Origin of the sequence: Serratia sp. HMSC15F11 (assembly GCF_001808215.1) — a bacterium.
GTDB classification, from domain to species: domain Bacteria; phylum Pseudomonadota; class Gammaproteobacteria; order Enterobacterales; family Enterobacteriaceae; genus Serratia; species Serratia nevei.
This window is the reverse complement of sequence record NZ_KV792497.1, coordinates 251,157-269,505: the sequence shown is the minus strand read 5'-3', so window position 1 is coordinate 269,505 and position 18,349 is coordinate 251,157. Positions and strand designations below refer to the sequence as shown.

Annotated in this window: 30 protein-coding genes and 1 pseudogene; all 31 read left to right on the top strand. The window is 57.2% G+C overall.

The genetic code is table 11. The features are described 5' to 3' along the window. Positions 1–32 precede the first annotated feature (32 nt). The 31 genes and pseudogenes from HMPREF3138_RS21015 to HMPREF3138_RS20870 all read left to right on the top strand — a co-directional run bounded on the left by HMPREF3138_RS21015 (position 33) and on the right by HMPREF3138_RS20870 (position 18,298). Entirely contained in the window at positions 33–980 is a 948-nt protein-coding gene (locus tag HMPREF3138_RS21015) for an AAA family ATPase (RefSeq protein ID WP_060430653.1), read from the top strand. A 4-nt stretch (positions 981–984) separates the two neighbouring features. Beyond that, entirely contained in the window at positions 985–1,182 is a 198-nt protein-coding gene (locus HMPREF3138_RS21010) for a hypothetical protein (protein WP_060430655.1), read from the top strand. Between the two features lie 2 nt (positions 1,183–1,184). Next, the gene (locus tag HMPREF3138_RS21005) at positions 1,185–1,397 is read left to right on the top strand and encodes a hypothetical protein (protein ID WP_070559308.1); all 213 of its coding nucleotides are present in this window, start codon (positions 1,185–1,187) and stop codon (positions 1,395–1,397) included. 7 nt (positions 1,398–1,404) lie between these two features. After that, a pseudogene (locus tag HMPREF3138_RS21000) lies at positions 1,405–2,020 on the top strand (DUF3164 family protein). 10 nt (positions 2,021–2,030) lie between these two features. Then, on the top strand, positions 2,031–2,222 hold the full coding sequence (locus tag HMPREF3138_RS20995; RefSeq protein WP_070559325.1) for a hypothetical protein: 192 nt from the start codon (positions 2,031–2,033) through the stop codon (positions 2,220–2,222). A 163-nt stretch (positions 2,223–2,385) separates the two neighbouring features. Beyond that, a complete protein-coding gene (locus tag HMPREF3138_RS20990) occupies positions 2,386–2,940 on the top strand; it encodes a gp16 family protein (protein ID WP_070559306.1) in 555 nt (184 codons plus the stop codon). After that, positions 2,937–3,464: a hypothetical protein gene (locus HMPREF3138_RS20985; RefSeq protein ID WP_070559304.1), complete on the top strand. Its 528-nt coding sequence runs from the start codon at positions 2,937–2,939 to the stop codon at positions 3,462–3,464. The genes HMPREF3138_RS20990 and HMPREF3138_RS20985 overlap by 4 nt, the downstream gene beginning before the upstream one ends. After that, a complete protein-coding gene (locus HMPREF3138_RS20980; RefSeq protein ID WP_060446337.1) occupies positions 3,457–3,855 on the top strand; it encodes a Mor transcription activator family protein in 399 nt (132 codons plus the stop codon). The genes HMPREF3138_RS20985 and HMPREF3138_RS20980 overlap by 8 nt, the downstream gene beginning before the upstream one ends. 3 nt (positions 3,856–3,858) lie before the next feature. Further along, positions 3,859–4,182: a hypothetical protein gene (locus tag HMPREF3138_RS20975; protein ID WP_060446312.1), complete on the top strand. Its 324-nt coding sequence runs from the start codon at positions 3,859–3,861 to the stop codon at positions 4,180–4,182. Between the two features lie 105 nt (positions 4,183–4,287). Then, positions 4,288–4,878 (top strand): glycoside hydrolase family 108 protein, encoded by a 591-nt coding sequence (locus HMPREF3138_RS20970; RefSeq protein WP_070559302.1) that lies wholly within the window; start codon positions 4,288–4,290, stop codon positions 4,876–4,878. Positions 4,879–4,880: 2 nt separating this feature from the next. Continuing rightward, positions 4,881–5,126, top strand: coding sequence for a hypothetical protein (locus HMPREF3138_RS20965; protein WP_070559300.1), 246 nt, complete (start codon positions 4,881–4,883; stop codon positions 5,124–5,126). Further along, positions 5,092–5,445 (top strand): hypothetical protein, encoded by a 354-nt coding sequence (locus tag HMPREF3138_RS20960; RefSeq protein WP_139145171.1) that lies wholly within the window; start codon positions 5,092–5,094, stop codon positions 5,443–5,445. The genes HMPREF3138_RS20965 and HMPREF3138_RS20960 overlap by 35 nt, the downstream gene beginning before the upstream one ends. Beyond that, complete coding sequence (locus HMPREF3138_RS20955) at positions 5,433–6,038, top strand: hypothetical protein (protein WP_070559297.1); 606 nt, start codon at positions 5,433–5,435, stop codon at positions 6,036–6,038. Before HMPREF3138_RS20960 ends, HMPREF3138_RS20955 begins: the two co-directional genes overlap by 13 nt. Beyond that, entirely contained in the window at positions 6,038–6,271 is a 234-nt protein-coding gene (locus tag HMPREF3138_RS25850; protein WP_083301499.1) for a TraR/DksA family transcriptional regulator, read from the top strand. Before HMPREF3138_RS20955 ends, HMPREF3138_RS25850 begins: the two co-directional genes overlap by 1 nt. Next, positions 6,252–6,554 carry a DUF2730 domain-containing protein gene (locus HMPREF3138_RS20950; protein ID WP_060430672.1) on the top strand — a complete coding sequence of 101 codons (303 nt, stop codon included), beginning with the start codon at positions 6,252–6,254 and terminating at the stop codon, positions 6,552–6,554. The genes HMPREF3138_RS25850 and HMPREF3138_RS20950 overlap by 20 nt, the downstream gene beginning before the upstream one ends. 11 nt (positions 6,555–6,565) lie before the next feature. Beyond that, positions 6,566–6,853, top strand: coding sequence for a VpaChn25_0724 family phage protein (locus tag HMPREF3138_RS20945; RefSeq protein WP_060430912.1), 288 nt, complete (start codon positions 6,566–6,568; stop codon positions 6,851–6,853). Between the two features lie 2 nt (positions 6,854–6,855). Next, positions 6,856–7,131, top strand: a complete 276-nt coding sequence (locus HMPREF3138_RS20940; RefSeq protein ID WP_070559295.1) for a hypothetical protein — start codon at positions 6,856–6,858, stop codon at positions 7,129–7,131. Next, positions 7,121–7,699 carry a DUF3486 family protein gene (locus HMPREF3138_RS20935; protein ID WP_070559293.1) on the top strand — a complete coding sequence of 193 codons (579 nt, stop codon included), beginning with the start codon at positions 7,121–7,123 and terminating at the stop codon, positions 7,697–7,699. The genes HMPREF3138_RS20940 and HMPREF3138_RS20935 overlap by 11 nt, the downstream gene beginning before the upstream one ends. Continuing rightward, a complete protein-coding gene (locus HMPREF3138_RS20930; protein ID WP_070559291.1) occupies positions 7,699–9,267 on the top strand; it encodes a hypothetical protein in 1,569 nt (522 codons plus the stop codon). The genes HMPREF3138_RS20935 and HMPREF3138_RS20930 overlap by 1 nt, the downstream gene beginning before the upstream one ends. Beyond that, on the top strand, positions 9,267–10,844 hold the full coding sequence (locus HMPREF3138_RS20925; RefSeq protein WP_070559289.1) for a DUF935 domain-containing protein: 1,578 nt from the start codon (positions 9,267–9,269) through the stop codon (positions 10,842–10,844). The genes HMPREF3138_RS20930 and HMPREF3138_RS20925 overlap by 1 nt, the downstream gene beginning before the upstream one ends. Then, positions 10,837–11,676, top strand: coding sequence for a phage head morphogenesis protein (locus HMPREF3138_RS20920; protein WP_070559288.1), 840 nt, complete (start codon positions 10,837–10,839; stop codon positions 11,674–11,676). Before HMPREF3138_RS20925 ends, HMPREF3138_RS20920 begins: the two co-directional genes overlap by 8 nt. Positions 11,677–11,888: 212 nt before the next feature. Beyond that, on the top strand, positions 11,889–12,836 hold the full coding sequence (locus tag HMPREF3138_RS20915; protein WP_070559287.1) for a phage protease: 948 nt from the start codon (positions 11,889–11,891) through the stop codon (positions 12,834–12,836). A gap of 5 nt (positions 12,837–12,841) precedes the next feature. Then, on the top strand, positions 12,842–13,759 hold the full coding sequence (locus HMPREF3138_RS20910; protein WP_070559285.1) for a Mu-like prophage major head subunit gpT family protein: 918 nt from the start codon (positions 12,842–12,844) through the stop codon (positions 13,757–13,759). Between the two features lie 78 nt (positions 13,760–13,837). Beyond that, complete coding sequence (locus tag HMPREF3138_RS26865; RefSeq protein ID WP_070559284.1) at positions 13,838–14,272, top strand: hypothetical protein; 435 nt, start codon at positions 13,838–13,840, stop codon at positions 14,270–14,272. Further along, positions 14,272–14,706 (top strand): gp436 family protein, encoded by a 435-nt coding sequence (locus HMPREF3138_RS20900; protein ID WP_070559283.1) that lies wholly within the window; start codon positions 14,272–14,274, stop codon positions 14,704–14,706. The genes HMPREF3138_RS26865 and HMPREF3138_RS20900 overlap by 1 nt, the downstream gene beginning before the upstream one ends. Continuing rightward, entirely contained in the window at positions 14,706–15,248 is a 543-nt protein-coding gene (locus HMPREF3138_RS20895) for a phage virion morphogenesis protein (protein WP_070559282.1), read from the top strand. Before HMPREF3138_RS20900 ends, HMPREF3138_RS20895 begins: the two co-directional genes overlap by 1 nt. Beyond that, complete coding sequence (locus HMPREF3138_RS20890) at positions 15,245–15,865, top strand: hypothetical protein (protein ID WP_070559281.1); 621 nt, start codon at positions 15,245–15,247, stop codon at positions 15,863–15,865. Before HMPREF3138_RS20895 ends, HMPREF3138_RS20890 begins: the two co-directional genes overlap by 4 nt. Further along, positions 15,846–16,064, top strand: coding sequence for a DUF2635 domain-containing protein (locus HMPREF3138_RS20885; protein WP_070559279.1), 219 nt, complete (start codon positions 15,846–15,848; stop codon positions 16,062–16,064). The genes HMPREF3138_RS20890 and HMPREF3138_RS20885 overlap by 20 nt, the downstream gene beginning before the upstream one ends. Positions 16,065–16,067: 3 nt before the next feature. Next, positions 16,068–17,552, top strand: a complete 1,485-nt coding sequence (locus HMPREF3138_RS20880) for a phage tail sheath subtilisin-like domain-containing protein (protein WP_070559278.1) — start codon at positions 16,068–16,070, stop codon at positions 17,550–17,552. A gap of 9 nt (positions 17,553–17,561) precedes the next feature. Continuing rightward, positions 17,562–17,912 carry a phage tail tube protein gene (locus HMPREF3138_RS20875; RefSeq protein ID WP_060430698.1) on the top strand — a complete coding sequence of 117 codons (351 nt, stop codon included), beginning with the start codon at positions 17,562–17,564 and terminating at the stop codon, positions 17,910–17,912. A gap of 2 nt (positions 17,913–17,914) precedes the next feature. Then, a complete protein-coding gene (locus HMPREF3138_RS20870) occupies positions 17,915–18,298 on the top strand; it encodes a phage tail assembly protein (RefSeq protein WP_070559276.1) in 384 nt (127 codons plus the stop codon). Positions 18,299–18,349: the final 51 nt, after the last annotated feature.

Sequence of the window (18,349 nt, the reverse complement as noted above, 5' to 3'; positions counted from 1 at the left end):
AATTAAATACAGTTCAAATAATGGAGTTAATTATGTCTGAAGTGAATATTACTGATATTCGCGAGGCTGTCCGCAACCTGGTGGATGGTGAGCGCGTAACTTTCGCCCGTATGGCACGTGAAATCGGCCTGTCTACCAGTGTGGTCAGTGGCTTTATGAATAACAAATACGCCGGGGATAATGACCGTGTGGAAAAGGCTATTCAGCGCTGGGTCGAGAAGCAACACACTGTAGCCGAATTGCCGGAGCCTCCGCGCTTTATTGAGACGCCGACCGTCAAGCAGATATGGACAGCCTTCCGCTATGCACACCTGACGGAATGCATCGGCGTGGTCTGCGGTAACCCTGGCGTCGGTAAGTCTGAGTCTGCGCGGGAATACCGCCGCAGCAACGACAACGTTTGGATGATTACCATCACGCCAGCCTGTGCCAGCGTGCTTGAGTGCCTGACCGAGTTAGCCTATGAACTGGGCATGAACGATGCCCCGCGCCGTAAGGGGCCGCTGGCGCGTGCGCTGCGTCGTCGCCTGGAGGGTACACAGGGCCTCATCATCATTGATGAGGCCGACCACCTAGGTGCTGAAACCCTCGAAGAACTGCGACTGATGCAGGAAGCCACACGTGTCGGACTGGTGCTGATGGGAAACCATCGTGTCTATTCCAACATGACCGGCGGCAACCGCACCGTGGAGTTCGCCCGTCTGTTCTCCCGTATCGCCAAACGTGTCGCCATCAACAAAACCAAAAAGGCGGATGTGGCTGCTATTGCTGATGCCTGGCACATCCATGGTGAGAAAGAGCGGGAGTTGCTGCAACAAATTGCTCAGAAGCCGGGAGCACTGCGCATCCTCAGTCATTCCCTGCGCCTTGCTGCTATGACCGCCCACGGGGCCGGTGAGTCCGTGAACGAAAGCTACATCCTGAAAGCCTTCCGCGATCTGGATTTGGATGTTGATGTTTCTACCCTGTTGAGAGGCTAACACCATGATTAACCCGACCAAGTTGGTAAACGCGCTGGGCTGGCTGCAACGCCGCAACGTCGAAATCAAGCATGTGAATATTAGCCGTGCTCAACCTATCGTTGAAGTCGCCGCGCCAGACGCTGACCTGAAGCGCAAAGCGCATAACTACCATGCTGTATCCGCCGCCACTATTCAGGGCTGCATTATTTACTGGAGATAATTATGGAAAAAGTGAAATTTCTGGAGATGAAGATCCGCTTCTATGTGACAAAGGACGGAGCCATCAAACAAGATATTGATTCGAAGTTTATGAAAACTGAAATGGCTAAGGAATTTAGCGAAAAATATATTAAAGCGTTTGTGGAGTTACAAGGTGGCTTGGTTGCGGATGTTTCCAAAGCTGTAATTGGCAATGATATTAAGAGTTTTCACTGAGGTGTTTATGAATAAAGAGATTGAACAAACCGGCTACCGCAAAAACGCCCAGGGTTATCTCGTTCCGGAAGACTTGATTCGCCCGGTCGATAAGTTGCGTGATGATGTCGTACTGGATATTGTCGAAGCCGCCAAGGTATTACGCCAGGCGATGGTAGATTTCAAGACCGCTTCCATGCAAAAAATCGGTGATTTTACCGACCTATCATCGAAGGAGTACGGCGTGGAGTATGGTGGTACCAAGGGCAACGTCACCTTGCCGAGCTTTGACGGGCAGTTCAAAATCCTGCGCGCCGTTGGTGACCACCGCGTTTTCGATGAGCGCATTCAGGCGGCAAAAAAAACTGATTGATGACTGTGTCATCGCGTGGTCAGACGGTGCGAACGACAACCTGAAAGCGCTGGTTGACCATGCTTTCCGCGTCAACAAGCAAGGCCGCATTGATGTGAACGAGGTGTTGGGTCTGCGACAGGTTGAAATCGATGACGCACGCTGGCAGGAGGCGATGGACGCCATCGCCGATTCTATCCGGGTGACCGGCACCAGCCAATATCTGCGGATTTACGAGCGGCAGCCAAATGGCAAGTACGAGCAAGTTAGCCTGGATATTGCCGGAGTCTGAGATGAAAGCAATCAACGCCAGTGAATTTAATGAAAAGTACAAAGTCGGCAGCATGTTTATTTACCAGTCCTGCCCGATTTTACGCGGTGGTCCGATTGTAAAAACGGTAGGGCCAGCCAGGGATTTCAAAGTTTCAGGCACGGTGGTTGAGATAAATCAGGAACCTTATTTCGTTAAAGTCACCGCGCTGACCGCAGCTTAATTTATTCAATTGTGTTTTTGTCGGGCGTAGGTGCGCCGGGGTGCGCTTACGCCTAAATCAAGGGGGATGGGAATGAAACGGACAGCCTGGATTTGTACTTTCGCCGCTTCATTATGCTTTTGGGCCTTGGGCTTAATCTTTATTTTATGGGGTCGGAGTTAATATGAATAAACCGCAATTAATCCGATTGATTCATGTAGCCAAGGGAAAGCTGAGTATCCCTGACGATGCCTATCGTGCGTTGCTGGCGAACACCGCTAACGGGAAAACCAGTTGCAGCCAGATGTCGGTTATGGAGCTGCATGACGTCTATGCCGAGCTGCAAGGTAAAGGGTTCAAACGTAGCTTCAAGAAAACCACAAAGCGTGTGCGTGAGAACGCCAAGGGCGCACCGCGTGTGGAGGAGATCAGCAAGCTTCGAGCCATCTGGGCCACCATGCACCGTCACGGCTTTGTCGAAAGCGGTGAAGAGACCGCATTGAACAACTACGTCAAGCGCATGAGTCGCCAGCTCAATGGCGGTGCCGGTGTAGATGAGGTGGGCTGGCTCGACGGCTATCTGGCGTTTCGTGTGCTGGAATGCCTGAAGCAATGGCATATCCGCATGATGCTGGCAACGCTGGACGCCCGCAAGAAGCCCCGCCCGCAACACCCGCTGACCGGTGAAGAGGCACGGAGCTATGACATTATCTTTGATGCTTACGAGGACTCACTATGAAGCTAGGCCGCTGTCCTGTCTGTCATTCTGATTTGCATCTCGACGCCATCCTGGAAGACGACGCTGGGCGTGAGTTGCTGACGTTGTTAACCAAACTGCCGGGGGGAGCAGCCAAAGCGATGGTGGCGTATATCGGGTTGTTCCGCCCGGAGAAGTCGAACCTGTCCCATTCTCGGGCTGTGAAACTCATCAACGAAGTGCTTGCACAGCATCAGCCGGGTCGAGTGCTGACCCATGCCCTGAGCGAAACCGTTGAGCGTATACGGGCAAAGCGCGTCAAGGGTGACAAAAAGCCGCTGAGTGGCCACAGCTATTTGCGGGAGGTTTACCGCACTTCTGAACAAATGTTCGCGCAGACCAGCAATATCGCTGCACGTGAACGCGACGAAAGCAAGCGTGAGACTGACCAAGATAAGAGCCGCGACGATTATCTGGCCCATATGCACCGTCTGGGTCAAGACGTGTCAAAATTGCCTGGCGGTACAGAGTGGCTAGAACGTAATGGAGGTGGAAACCATGGCTGATAACCTTGAGCTTTTCGACGACGACCAGGATGATAGTCTGCTGAGCCATCTTGACGACGCCGATGAAGGCAGTCGTTTTCCTGCACTATTGGCTGAGCTTAACGCGCTGCTCCGTACTGAATTGGTCCGGTTAGGCTATGACCCACGCCATTCGCTTGAGCTGGTTGTCGCCATCAGTAAACAGATTGGCGGTATGCAGGTGTATTTTCCACGAGGCCAGGCGTTAGAATACCTTGTTCGTGATATGCGAATCTGGCGTGATTTCACTGGAGACAATGTTCATGAGCTTGTAGAAAAATACCATGTAACATACAAAACGGTGTATAAAGCCATCAAGCGGATGCGTAAGCTTGAAGTCGGGAAAAGGCAACTATCTCTGGATATGGAGTAAGAAATGGCAGGTGTTATTTTTGTCAATTTGGTGATAATCGTTTGTGCATTTTGGGTATTTAACGATGCAGCGAATCATAAAGTTGGTGTTTATAAAATTAAAGAAGGACACAGCAAAGGCTACAGTACGGGGTTGTCCCCTATAGTTTGGGGGGTTGGTTCTCTATTCATTTTCATGTTCTTTATTTATCTGGTGCGCCGAAAAGCGTTAATCACATCAGCAATAGATAACCCTGTTGATACTGACAAGAGTACAGGTTTTATTATTCTTTTCCTGATAACCTCGGCTCTGCTGATGTTCTCATTTAGAGACATCTTGTTCATCTAATCTCTGTTGATTTAATGGAAGCCGGTAAATCCGGCTTTTTTTACGCCTGTCGCACTATGGAAGCCTCAGCTTATTTCTTACAGCGAGCTTTCCAGAGGTGCAAATGTGAGTCAGTTCAATCCTACCCCAGCGTTTACCCACGCCGTTGCTTTTGTCCTGGGCAAAGAAGGCGGTTACGTCAATGACCCTGCCGACAAGGGCGGTGATACCAAGTACGGCATTTCCGACAAGCGCGATGGCATCGCCGACGGCATGACCGACGTTGACGGTGACGGCAAGCCCGACACCCGCATCAAAAACTTGACCCTCGAACAGGCCAGCCAGATTTACTTCCGTGATTACTGGTATCCGGCTTACTGCCCTGATTGGCCGGACGGTATCTCGCTGTTGGTCTTTGATGCCGCCGTTCAGCATGGTGTTAAAAAATCCATTTTTCTGTTGCAGGAAGCTGTTGGATTCAGCGGCAAAGCTGTAGATGGGATTATTGGTAAAAACACCCGTTCGGCTGTTCTGACTGCTGATCCCGAATGGCTCATCACCCATTACCTGATGCGCCGCGCCCGCTATTACGCCGACATCATCAAGTCCAATCCGTCACAGGGTAAATACCTCAATGGGTGGTTCAACCGCCTAGACGATGTGGCGAACGCGGCCTGGGAAGTGGTCGGCGGTTCGGCATCGGTTGCCCGGAGCTAACCATGGGTAAAGGCTGGGATGAGTCATTTCGCCAGGGCAAGCGGGACCGCCTCAAAAAAGAGGTGATCCACCGCATGGTCGGTGGCCCCAAACCGGAGCCGGTGAGCTATCGGGGCTGTGACGGGACCCATGCCAGCTTTTACATGAAGGGCTGGGAGTCCGTCGGCCCACGCGATATTGCCTGGCAATGCCAGCGCTACAAGGAACAACACCGTGATAACCATGAACACCGTGAACAACATCGTTAACTCTGCCTGGTTGGTCGGCATCTTGCTGTTGATCTCCCTGATTCTGGCCACCGGATTACCGCAGGCCTCATTGTGGTATTGGCTGCTGGCGCTGCTCGGCGGTGGCTTGGCTTACCTGGGGATTTGGCTCGAGGACAAAAGCAATGCATTTTCCCACCGGGAGATGCTTTCCGTATTACTCAGCACCCTCGGCAACTTCCTGGGGATGGTGGCTTTCTTCATCGCGCCATTCGGCGGTATCCAGTTACTGGCCTTTGCCACCGGCCTGCTGGCTGTACGTCTGGTTTGCTATAAGGGGCTGCTGCCGTGGATCCAATAACCGTGTCAACAGTTGCCGGGGTGCTGATGAAAGCCGGTCCATCCGTGCTGCGTGCCGTTGGCGGTTTGTTCGGCAGTGCCTCAGCCAAGACAGCGGACACCGTCGCCGGGATGGTGGAAGCCGTCAACAGTGCGGTCAACCCGCAGGACCGCCAGCGCGTCCTGGAACAGAAGCTGGCGTCACTCCCGCCGGAGCAGTTCGTGCAGATTGAGAAACTCAAGACTGAGCTGGAGAAGATCCAGGCCGAACGTGAACGTAACCGGTTTGCCGATCAGCAGGCTGCCCACCACGAACAGCAGGAGACCATTCGCAACGGTGACAACGCCGTTGATGATTATGTGCGCCGCACCCGCCCGTTGATGGCGCGTCTGTCACTCTACAGCTCCATCGCCTATGTGCTGTTGCTGGCCATCGGACAGCAGGCGGCGGCGATTGCTACCGCTGCCGGTCATGCGCTGACGATGCCCGCGCCGGATTGGGATATCGCCCTGATGTTGGCGACCCCGGCACTGGGGTATCTCGGTTTCCGCACGCTGGATGGGTTCGCCCGCTTCAGCAAGTCCAGCAAGCACAAACTGCCGGTGGTGAAGTAATGGGTGATGCGTTCGACCGCGCCAGCGAACTGGAAATGGAAGACCGTAAACGAGCGTTAAATACCCATTTAAACCGGGTTAAAGAGGCGCCTGTCGAGTATGGCTATTGCAATGACTGCGGGGACGACATTCCCGCGCGGCGGCTGGCGTCGCTACCTGATGCAGTCTGCTGCGTGACCTGCCAACAAATCAGAGAAGAACGGGAGGCCCAGCGTGGATTGGGAAGTCGTTAAGGGCAACTGGGCCATCATTTGGGCGTTGTTCATGTCTGCCGTCAACGTGATCCAGTTACTGCTCGCAAAAACCTATGTGAAGCGTGAGGAGCTGGAGTTGTTCCGCACACGTCTGCAATCCATGGAGAACACCATCGCCGGGCTACCGAGTCAAAAAGACTTGCACCAGTTGCAGCTTGAAATGAGCAATTTACGGGGGGATCTACGGGAACTCGGCCCGGCGATTCGCCAGGTCAAGCATGTCAGCGATCTGTTGTTGGAAAACGAACTGAAGGATAAATGAGGCCCATGGCTATGCGTGAAATTCTTGATAGCGATCAGCGACTGGTCATCTTGCGTTCCTTGCTGGAGTGCGGTGACAGCGCGAACGAATCCGTGCTGCAAACCTGCCTTGAGGCGTATGGGCACAGTACATCCCGTGATGTGGTACGCACGCATCTGGCCTGGCTGGCGGAGCAGCGACTTGTCAGCCTGCGCGATGTGGCCGGATGTTATGTCGCAACGATCACCGGTCGCGGTGACGATGTAGCCAACGGCCGGGCTGTCGTGCCTGGTGTCAAAAAGCCACGGGCGCGGGGGTAACGATGGCGAAACCAAAAGCATTGCCCGCTGCGGGGCGTAAGGTTATTAGACAGCTTGCTGCCGCGTTAGTTTGTGCCGAGGTTGAGGCAAAGGTGATTGCGCCCTTGTTCGAGGAGAAAACCGGCAAGCCCTATAAGTACGACGCTCCCAACAGTTACCTCAATGTTTTCCTGGATTCCGATCCGGAAATTCGTCGCGCCTGGAAACTGATGCAGAAAGATATTGTGTCAACCCGCCAAGGTTTCGCCGACAGGGTAAGGAGAGAACGTGACAACTGAACAACGTCCGACCCGTGGCCGTCCATCAAAAGTTGACCTGCTGCCGGAGGCCATCCGGGACGCACTGCACCAGATGCTGCGCGACAAACGCCACACTCAGGAAGAAATCCGCGAGGCTATCAACTCGCTGATTGACCAGCATGAGTTGCCGGACGATATGCAGCTCAGTCGCACCGGCCTGAACCGCTACGCCAGCCGCATGGAGGCCGTTGGCTCCAAAATCCGGGCGTCAAGGGAAATGGCGGAGATCTGGGCCGCCAAACTGGGTTCCGCGCCGACGTCTGACGTCGGCAAATTGTTGATGGAGTTTGTGAAAACCCTAGCGTTTGAAACGTCAATGGCATTGGCCGAGACCGAGAAAACCGTTGAACCTAAGGCGCTAGGCCAATTGGCATTGGTCGCGCAGCGTATCGAGGCCGCGCAGATGGTCAGCCACAAGCGTGAAAAAGAGATCCGCCAGGCGTTCGCGGAGGAAGCGGCGGCCACAGCGGAGAAAATCGTGTCTCAGGCGGGGTTGTCTGCGGATAAGGCAGCAGATATCAAACGCCAGATATTGGGGATTGCGTGATGCTAACAGCCAGCTTAAACGCCATTGCGACCGGCATTAACGGCGGGGAGGACTTCGATGAAAACGAAGTCCTCCTTGGTTATCAGCGCCGCTGGATCGCCGACGACTCACCGCTGAAGATTGCGGAGAAATCCCGCCGAACCGGTATCACCTGGGCAGAGGCGGCAGATGCCGCTTTAACGGCGTCGAAAGCCAAAGCCGCCGGTGGCACCAATCACTTTTACGTCGGCTCCAACAAGGAGATGGCCCGCGAGTTTATCGATGCGGCGGCGATGTGGGCCAAAGCCTACGACCTGGCCGCGGCTGACGTTTGCGAAGAAGTCCTGGCCGATGACGATAAGGACATTCTGACGTTTGTCATCTACTTTGCCAGCGGGTTCAAAGTGCAAGCGCTGTCTAGTAACCCCAGCAACCTGCGCGGTATGCAAGGCAACGTGACTATCGACGAAGCGGCGTTCCATGAACGCCTGGCGGAGGTGCTGAAGGCGGCGCTGGCGCTCACCATGTGGGGCGCAAAAGTCCGCCTTATCAGTACCCATAACGGCACGGACAATCTGTTCAACGAGTTGATCCAGGACAGTCGCGCCGGGAAGAAACGCTATTCCGTTCACACCATCACCCTGGATGATGCGTGCCGCGATGGCTTGTACAAGCGCATCTGCCAGGTGAAAAAGCGCGAATGGAGCCAGCCCGCAGAAGACCAATGGAAAGCCGATCTGTTGCGCGATACTGCCACACAGGATGATGCTCTGGAGGAATACTATTGCGTGCCGAAGAACGGCAGCGGCACCTACCTGGCCCGCTCAATCCGAGAGCGTGCCGCTCGCGGTGACGGCCCTGTTCTGCGCTTTACCGGCTCGGCGGAGTTCAACGCCCTGCCGGAAGGGATGCGGGCGCTGGATATGCGGGAATGGCTGGAGAACACCGTGCTGCCGGTACTTAACCAGCTCCCCGAAAAACGTCACGCGCTGGGCGAAGACTTTGCGCGCTCCGGTCACCTGACGGTCTTTGCGCCGATCACTATCAACGATGACACCACGCGAACGGTGCCGTTCTTGGTCGAGCTGGCGAACGTCCCCTACAAGCAGCAGGAGCAGGCGCTGTTCTTCATCTGCGACCGTCTGCCGCATCGTGACGGCATCAAACTTGATGGGCGCGGCAACGGCAACTACCTAGCCGAGCAGGCCGCCGAACGCTACGGTGCCGAAGTGGAAGTCGTGATGCCGTCTGTCGCCCACTACCGCGAGAACATGCCGCGCTTCAAGGCAGCGTTTGAAGACGATGAACTGATCCTGCCGAAGCATGAGGATGTTGTTAACGACCTGGGGCAGATTGTCGTCTTGCGCGGCGTGCCGGGTATCGATGACCGGGAGAATACCGGCAGCGATGGCCACAAGCGGCACGGTGACAGCGCCTATGCGATTTTCCTGGCCTATCTGGCCAGTAAAGAGGATTGCCGCCGTTATGAGCTGCACCGACTCCATCAACCCGAACGGCCGGAGGAGCGCGACGAGCGCCGCCAAATGCGCATCACGCGCGGGCTGAAAAATCAACGAGGGCTGTTGTAATGTTAAACAAGCTGACCGGAGTCATCCGTAACCTGTTTCACCCTGCCACCGGTGACAAGGTAGAGGTAAGTCAAGACCTGCTGAAGGAAGAACAAACCCGCGCCCGCGCCACCGGCACCCGCCGCGCCAATGCCGGTATCAGCGTCGCCAGCACCATCACGCCGCAACGCCTGGCGGGGGTGCTGCGCAACGCGGCCGACGGCAATGCCCTGGACTATTTCATCCTGGCCGAAGAAATGGAGGAGCGAGACCTTCACTACTCCAGCGTGCTGCGTACCCGTAAGCTCACCGTCGCCGGAATTATCCCGACGGTCGAGGCCGCCAGCGATGATGCGCGCGACGTCGAGCTGGCCGATGCTGTCCGCGTAATGATTGAGCGCCCGCAGCTCCCTGAGCTGCTGTTTGACCTGCTTGACGGGTTGGGTAAAGGCATTGCCGTGGCGGAGATCCTTTGGGACACCTCGACCGTGCCATGGATGCCGCGTGATTATTCCTGGGTTGATCCACGTTTCCTCAAGATGGACGCGGATACGCTGCGCCAGGTACATGTGTTGACCGAAGCGGAGCCGTTCAACGGCGAGCCGTTGGCCGCGTACAAATACATCATCCATCAGCCCCGCCTTAAATCCGGCTTGCCGCTGCGTAACGGCCTGGCGCGTCTGGTGGCGGTCATGTATATGCTGAAGTCATTCACGGTGCGCGACTGGTGGGCGTTCGGTGAGAAGTTCGGTTTGCCGATCACCATCGGCAAATATGGTAATAACGCCAGCGCAGAAGATATTCAGACCCTGATTGACGCCATCGCGTCTCTGGCCTCCGATGCCGGGTGCGCTATCCCGTCCACCATGCAGGTGGACATGGTCGAGACCGCCAGCCGCCAGGGCGGCGGCGACTTGTTCAAGGGCATGGCGGAATGGTGTGACGCGCAAACCAGTAAGGCGGTGCTGGGGCAGACGATGACCACCGACAACGGCAGCAGTCAGAGCCAGGCCAACGTCCATGACCGGGTGCGCATGGATATCGCCAGGTGGGATGCTCGCCAACTGGAGAACACCCTCAATGAGTTCCTGGTGCGACCATTCATCATGCTCAACTATGGCCCGCAGGCCAATTACCCGAAAGTCTGCCTGCGTATCAATGAGCCGGAAGACCTTAAGGCCATGGTGGAAGCGCTGGTTCCGCTGATTGACCGGGGGATGAAGATCCAGTCGTCGGCGCTGCGTGACAAGTTTGGCCTGGACGAGCCGGAAGATGGTTCCGATATCCTGCAACCTGCCGGGAGCCAGAGTGGCTATGCCATGTTGCCCGCCCTTAACCGCGAACAGTTAGCGTTGAATCGCGAGTCTACACCGGATGATATTGACCTGTTGGCCAACGAGGGGATCAACGACTGGCAGCGCGTTGGCACGGCGTTCACCAATCCGGTATTAGCGCTGGTCAATGAGGTTGGCAGCTATGAAGAGTTCCTGGCGCGATTGCCGGAGCTGCAAGCCAGCCTGGATGCCAGCGAGTTTATCGAAGGGTTGACGCAACTGTGCTTCAAGGCGCGCGGCCTGGGAGATATGAACGATGGCTGATAACGACATTGTCCCCAAAGAGGCCTTGGCCTGGTTCAAGGCCAAGAAGCTCAAACCCGGCTTTGATTACCGTGATGTGTGGCTTGAGGAGCACAGCGCCGCATTTACCGTGGCGAAGATGACGCAGCTCGATTTGCTCAGCGATGTGAAAGCCCTGGTCACCCAGGCGCTGGCCGAGGGCCAGACCTTCCGCGACTTTCAGAAAGTATTGGAGCCGCTGTTGGTCAAACGCGGATGGTGGGGAGTGCGGGAGATGGACGACCCGTTGACCGGCGAAACCCGCGTCGTGCAGCTCGGCAGCGATAGCCGCCTGCGCACTATCTACAACACCAACATGCGCACCGCCCGCAGTGCCGGGCAGTGGCAGCGCATTGAGCGAACCAAGCGCGCGATGCCGTACCTGATTTATACCCTGGGGCCGTCCAGGGAGCACCGCGTGGATCATCTCCAATGGGCCAACACGTGCCTGCCTGTCGATCACCCGTTCTGGTTGACTCACATCGGCCCGAACGGCTGGGGCTGCAAATGCGGGGTGCGCCAGGTCAGTAAATATGAGTACGACCAGATGGTGCAAAATGGCGTGGTGGAGACTGCGCCGGTATTTGACGGTAACGGCCAACCCACCGGCCAGATTAGTCGCTCCAGGGTGCCATTGAAAACGCAGGCTCCGCCAGTCAAGAACGTCAAATGGTTGAACAAGCGCACCGGCGAGGAGGAGCTGGTGCCGGAGGGTATTGACCCTGGGTGGAACTACAATCCCGGCATTAGTCGCCAGGCCGCACTGGAGCGCCAGCTCCAGACCAAACAGCAGGCTTTTGATGCTGGCCGCTGACTTCGGCGGATAACCTCACTGTAACGCGCGTAGTGACGCTAACGCGCTCTGTGGTACGATGGCGCATAGAAAATTTGTTAAACGCTCCTGTGAGCTTTTAAACGTGTTTTAAACACGGTTCTCTACCGCATTTGGAGGGAAAGCGGTTAATCCACCTTTCCCTCCGTTCCCCCGCACACTGTCCACACGATTTCTTTGTGTGGATGACCCCCATGTCCGTTGAATTGCTGGCGCTTTGTTTCGAGCTGCCGGACACCATTGACAACAAGCTGCCTGAATGGCTGCCGATGCTGCCTGTCGGTTCGTTCACCGGACGCGATGGCCGTTCGTGGATCACCAACGAACCGGAAGCCGTGATTGCCGCGTCGCTGCAATACAACAAGCTGCCGTTCGATATGGAGCACGCCACCGAGCTGAAAGGCCCGCAAGGCGACCCCGCGCCCGCCTACGGCTGGATCACCGACCTGAAAATCGACGGTGATCAGATTTGGGCACGCGTTGAGTGGACCCCTGAGGGGGCAGCACTCATCCAGGGGAAAAAGTACCTCTACTACAGCCCTGCATTCCATTTCACCGCCAGCGGCCTGGTCACGAAATTGTCCAGCGTCGGCCTGACCAACAAACCCAATTTATTTGTACCTGCCCTTAACTCGGAGAACACCATGAAACTGCCTGAACAGATTGCGGCAGCCTTGGGCCTGGGCGCAGATGCCACCGTTGAATCCGGTGTCACTGCTATCCAGGGCCTGAAGCACGCCGAACAGGTCGCATTGAACCGTGCGCAAAATCCCGATCTGACGTCCTGGGTGCCGAAAGAGACCCATCAGTTGGCGCTCAATCGTGCGGAAACGGCGGAGACCGCGTTGAAAGAACGCGCAGAGAAAGACGCGGAAGGCCTGGTGGATGCGGCGATTGCCGCAGGCAAAATCGCACCGGCTAACCGTGATATGTACCTGGCAACCTGCCGCACCGAGGAAGGTCGAACACAGTTCGGCGCGTTCACTGAAGCTGCACCGGTGATTGTGAACACCGAATCGGCGAAAAAGCCAGGCCAGAAGGACAAGCAGGCGCTGACCGAAACCGAGGTGGCCATGTGCCGTTCCATGGGTATCACCGAGGTGGAGTTCCTGGCCGCCAAACCTAACGCCACTGAGGAATAACCGTAATGCCAACACCTAATGCAGAGATTTTGCACGCACTGACAACCTCCCTGAGCGCCGCGTTTACCGCCGGGCTGTCAGGCGTAGAGCCGCAATACCTGCGTATCGCTACAGAAGTGCCGAGCGGGTCCGCTTCAAACACCTACGGCTGGTTGTCAGATTTACCGGGCATCAAGGAATGGATTAGCGACCGCCAGCTCGCCGTGCTGAGCCAGCAGGGTTACACCATCAGCAACAAGACCTGGGAAAGCTCCATCCGTGTGAAGCGCGAAAACATCGAAGATGACCAGATTGGCCAATACAGCGTGATTGCCAAGGCGTTCGGTCGCCAGGTGAGCGAGTTCCCGGACACACTGAGCTTCCCGCTGTTGGTCGCAGGCTTCAACACGCTGTGCTTCGACGGCCAGAACTTCTTCGACACTGACCACCCGATGGCCGGTGGCACCTACAGCAACATCGTGGGTGACGGTACCGAGACGGGTGAGCCGTGGTTCCTGATTGATGAGTCTCAGGTGCTGAAGCCCATCCTGTACCAAAACCGTCGTCCCTTTAAGTTCATCTCCCTGGATGACCTCAACAGCGAGCACACCTTCCTGAAGAATGAGTTTCTTTATGGGGTGGATGGTCGTTGCAACGTTGGTTTCGGTTTCTGGCAAACCGCTGTGGGGTCGCGCGCGCCGCTGAACGTGGCGAATTATGAGAAAGCCGTCGAAGTCCTTCAGGGGATGCAACGTGCCGATGGTTCCCCATTGGGCATCCGGCCGACCACGCTGGTCGTCGGACGCAAAAACCGCGCAGCGGCAAAACGGGTTATCGACGCCATGCTGATCAATGGCGGTGACTCCAACATCTACTACAAGGATGTGGATATCCTCAACAGCCCGTTCATCGTGACGCCTGCTGCGCCACCGTCCGGCGGCTAAGCCGGGTTAACCAGCGTTTACACCCTCTTTATCGGGTGTGCAAGCACCCGATAAAGCCACCAGAAAGAGGATGGAAAAGTGAGTGGGAAGCCAAACAAGAAACAGCAGGAGCAAGCCGGTCAGGCAGCTCCAGCAGAAGTTAAAGCGCCTGAAGCGCCGGTTATTACTCCGACTGTTGCAGGACACTATCAGGCCGTTACCCAGCCCGGTGCGCCATCGCAACCGGATACGCCAGCACCTGAGCTGACCGGCGATGCTAATCCGGCGGACGTTGAGGTGTTGCTGGTAAAAGCCGTGTCAGGAAACGGCTTCTGGCGCGCCGGGCGGTTCTGGCCACATGAAGGTGTCCATGCTTTCGTCAGTGATGATCCGGACGGCGATAATGCTGCCAGTCTGGCGGAAGACGGCGCAACGCCGTTCATTAGCGTTGCGAATGCCGAACGGCTGAAAGCAGAGCCAAACCTCCATGTCACCGTCGTCGAAACGGTCAGCACCGACGACAAGGGGGAATAATGAGATACGTCACCCGTGAAGACCTGCTGACGGCTGACGGCTCTTTTGTCTGGAACGTCGCCATGAACCCGGAGACGGAGCAGCTTGACGAAGCCGCTATCAGCCAGGCGTTGGACGACACCGACGAGGAGATCAACTCCTGGTTGTCACGTCGCTTCAAGTTACCGCTGGAAACAACGGTGCCGCGTCTGCTGCAACGGGTCGCGGTGTCCATCGCCTTTTACTGGCTGGCCGATCGAGATAACCAGGTTACCGAGCTGGTGCAAAAGCGCTATGACGAGGCGGTCAAGACGCTGAAGGATATCGCCAACGGCCAGCGCGACCTGGGCCTGCCGACAACGGATCAACCCACGGAAGGTACCGGCGGTAAGGTCATCATGGTCGGCGAGAACACACGTCTGTTCACCCGTAACACCCTGAAAGGCGTGCTCTGATGGGTATTCAGGTTGAAGTCCAGGGTACGGCGAAGCTTGCCGATATCAAGATGGCCATGGAGCGTCTCGCCGACAGCGGCTTGCGTGCGGAGCTACTCGACAGCATCGGTGCGGTGGCGGAGTCCCAAACCCGCCGCCGCATCACCGATGAGAAAGCCTCCCCCGGTGGCGAGCCGTGGCAGGACTGGAGCGCCCGTTACGCCAAAACCCGCCACGGGAATCAAAGCTTGCTCCAGGGCAATGGCGATCTGCTCGACAGCGTCACTTTTGTCGTCGAACGCAACCGGGTACACGTCGGGACGCCGCTACGCTATGCGGGCGTTCACCAAGAGGGATTCAGCGGTAGCGTATCTGTCGGCGCGCATCAACGTCTTATCCGCCAGGCGTTTGGCCGTGCGCTGAAACACCCAGTGTGGCAAAGCGTTGGCGCACATAGCCGCATGATGAACATTCCCCAGCGTGAATGGCTGGGCCTGTCGAACGCTAACAGCAATGAGCTGTTGCACGTGATTGGCGATTTCTGGAAGGAGGTATTGCCATGAGTACCGAACGCCCGAGCCTGGTGACCCTCGGCAGCACCGTGAGTGCCGCCGAGCGGATTGTTGCCTGGCTGAAGCCAGAGCTGCTGGGTGAAGCCCCTGACCAAGTGAAGATGGTCGAGCGTCATATCGGCCAGTTCAGCAGCCCGGAGGATGTGAAGCGTTATCTGTCGGGTCGTGATGGCTGTATCCGCTTGGCAGCGTTGCGGGTGCGGGACATCCATCATCAATCGGGCGGCATAGTCGGCCTGGTGACCTGGGCGGCGTATGTGATGACCACCGATGCCTGGGCCTATGGCCGTGACCTACGGGCGGAGGTCATGGTGAGCAAAGTGGCACGCCGGTTAACGCATCCCGGTGCGGCCAAAAACCTGGGGGCGGAGAGCAAGGCGACGGACATGACCGCCGACAACATCTACAGCGGCAGTCTCGACAGTCTGGGGGTGACCATCTGGACGGTGACCTGGAACCAGGCATTCAGGCTGGATGAAGAAGTGGATATCACCACACTGCCGGACTTCCTACGCCTGGGCATGACGGTCTCCGCCCATGGCGGCGAAGAAATCAACGGCGTGATCAACGTGCGAGAGCAAAACGACGATGAAAAAGAAACTGATTAAGCCCAGTGCCGAGGCGCTGCAAGTACGTAAACCGGACGGCACCCAACTGTCGCCGGATGGCGAGGAGCTGATGTTAACCGCATTCTGGCGGCGACGTTATGCCGAAGGCGATGTGACGGTTGAGGACATCCCTGTACCAAAAACCGATGCGGCCGAGGTTAATGCCCCGGCCACCAAACCCACCAAAGCGGAGAAGTAACCGATGTCATTAGGCTCTATTCCCAATGATCTGCGCGTGCCGCTGGTTGCGATTGAGATCGACAACTCGCAGGCGCTGGACGGCGCTCCGGCACAACAACATAAAATCCTGGTGATCGGCTACCAGGGTCAAGGCGCGACCGTTCCAGCGCTGACGCAAAACCGCATTACCAGCGACAGCGCCCCCGAGGTGTTGTATGGCCGGGGCTCGATGCTGGCGGAGATGCTTAAGGCTCTGCGCAAGGGCAACACCTACACCGAGACCTGGGCCATGGGCATTGCCGAGCCGGGTGACCAGACCGGCGCGGCGGCGACGTCTGCGCTGACGGTCACCGGCAAGGCGAGCGCAGCCGGGACACTGGCGCTGCTGGTCTGCGGCAAATCTCTCCAGGTCGGCATCAAGGTGGACGACAGCGCCGCCACCGTTGCAGCTGCTGTGTTGGCGGCCGTGAATGCGGATACCACCTTGCCGATCACCGCAGCCGCTAAGGCCGATGCACCGGAGACACTCACCCTGACGGCCAATTGGCGCGGGCAGACCGGAAACGACCTCGACGTGCGCGTCAATTACTACCCGGGCGAGCAGACACCGGCGGGTCTCGTCGTCACCGCTGCGCCATTCACCGGCGGCACCGGCACCCCGGACCTGACGGCGGTGGTCGCCGCCCTGGGCGATGAGTGGTTCAACCATATCGTCTGTCCGTTCAACGACGTGGCGAGCCTCAACACGCTGCGTGACGAACTGCTGGAACGTTGGGGGGCGCTCAAGATGATTGAGGCTGTCGCCTACACCGCCGTGCGCGGTACCCATGCACAAACCGGCACCTGGGGCAGCACGCGCAATGACTTCCTCATCACAGCGATGGGTACCAATATCGCGCCGCAACCGTCGTATCTGTGGGCAGCCGCCTATGCGGGGATTGCTGCGTACCACTTGGCGATTGACCCGGCGCGTCCGCTCCAGACGCTGGCCTTGCCGGGTATTTTGCCGCCGGACAAGTCCGTGCGCTGGGACATGCCGGAGCGCAACCTGCATCTGTTTGATGGCGTGGCGACACACTACGTGGATGCCGGCGGCAACGTCTGCATCGAGCGGGAAATTACCACCTATCGCGTCAACCGCTTCGGCGATGCGGATGTGTCGTACCTGGATATCACGTCACCGGCGACGCTGGGTCATATCCGGTACGTCATCAAGAACCGGTTCACCACGCGCTACCCGCGCCACAAGTTGGCGGACGATGATGTCCTGGCAACGCTGGAGCCAGGGCAGCCGGTGATGACCCCAAAACTCTGCACCCAGGAGTTGCTGGATATCTTCATCACCGAGCTGGAGCCTGCCGGGCTGGTCGAGGACTTCGACGACTACAAAGCCACCTTGCAGGTCACGCGGGATACCGCTGACAAGAACCGGCTGAATTTCATCATCCACCCGAACCTGGTGAACCAACTGCGTGTGTTGGCAGGCCTCATCCAGTTCAAGCTCTAAGGGGGCAACATGATTTTAGGTGAAGCATCGATTCGCGTGAACGGACGCGAACTGCCGACCAAAGGGACGTCCACGCTGAACCCTGGCGGCTATAACCGCACGATGCACAGCGGCGGCGGCAAGAACTGGGGCTACTCCCGCAAGACCACCCACCCGACAGTCCAGGTCACACTGGCGGCCCGGGATGACGTGGACGTGATTGAGATTGGCCAGTGGGAGCAAGTTACCGTCATGTTCGAGGGCGACAACGGCCAGAGCTACATGGTGACGGGGGCCGCGGCGGAGAACCCGGCATCGCTGTCGGAAGATAACGGGCAGATTGAGGTGACGTTCATCGGCACCAAGTGCGTGAAGGTGTAAGCATGGCGCAGATGACAGAGACATTGATCCACGGCCTGGTAACCGGCAAAGGCACCACGGATGAAACCACCCACAAGGAGGTGACGCTGCGTGAACTGGGGTCGAAAGACATCGTTGATGCGCAGCTCGCAGCTGAGCGCGTAGTGATTGGGGAGAACGGCAAGGCGGTAGCCTATTGCTCTGAGGTCTTGATGGGTCTAGAGCTGCTCCGCCGTCAGATTGCCTCCATCGGCAGCATCCCGGGGCCGCTGAGCCTGAAACAGCTTTACCATCTTCACCCCGAAGACCTGAAACTGCTGACGGCAAAGGCTGATGCCCTGGACGACTTGCTGACGGAGGTCGCCGACCGGGGGCGACCTGATGCCGATGGCGACGGCGCTCAGTAACCTTCTCGTCAACCTCTCCGCACGGTTCAGCGTGTCTTACCTGGAACAGTT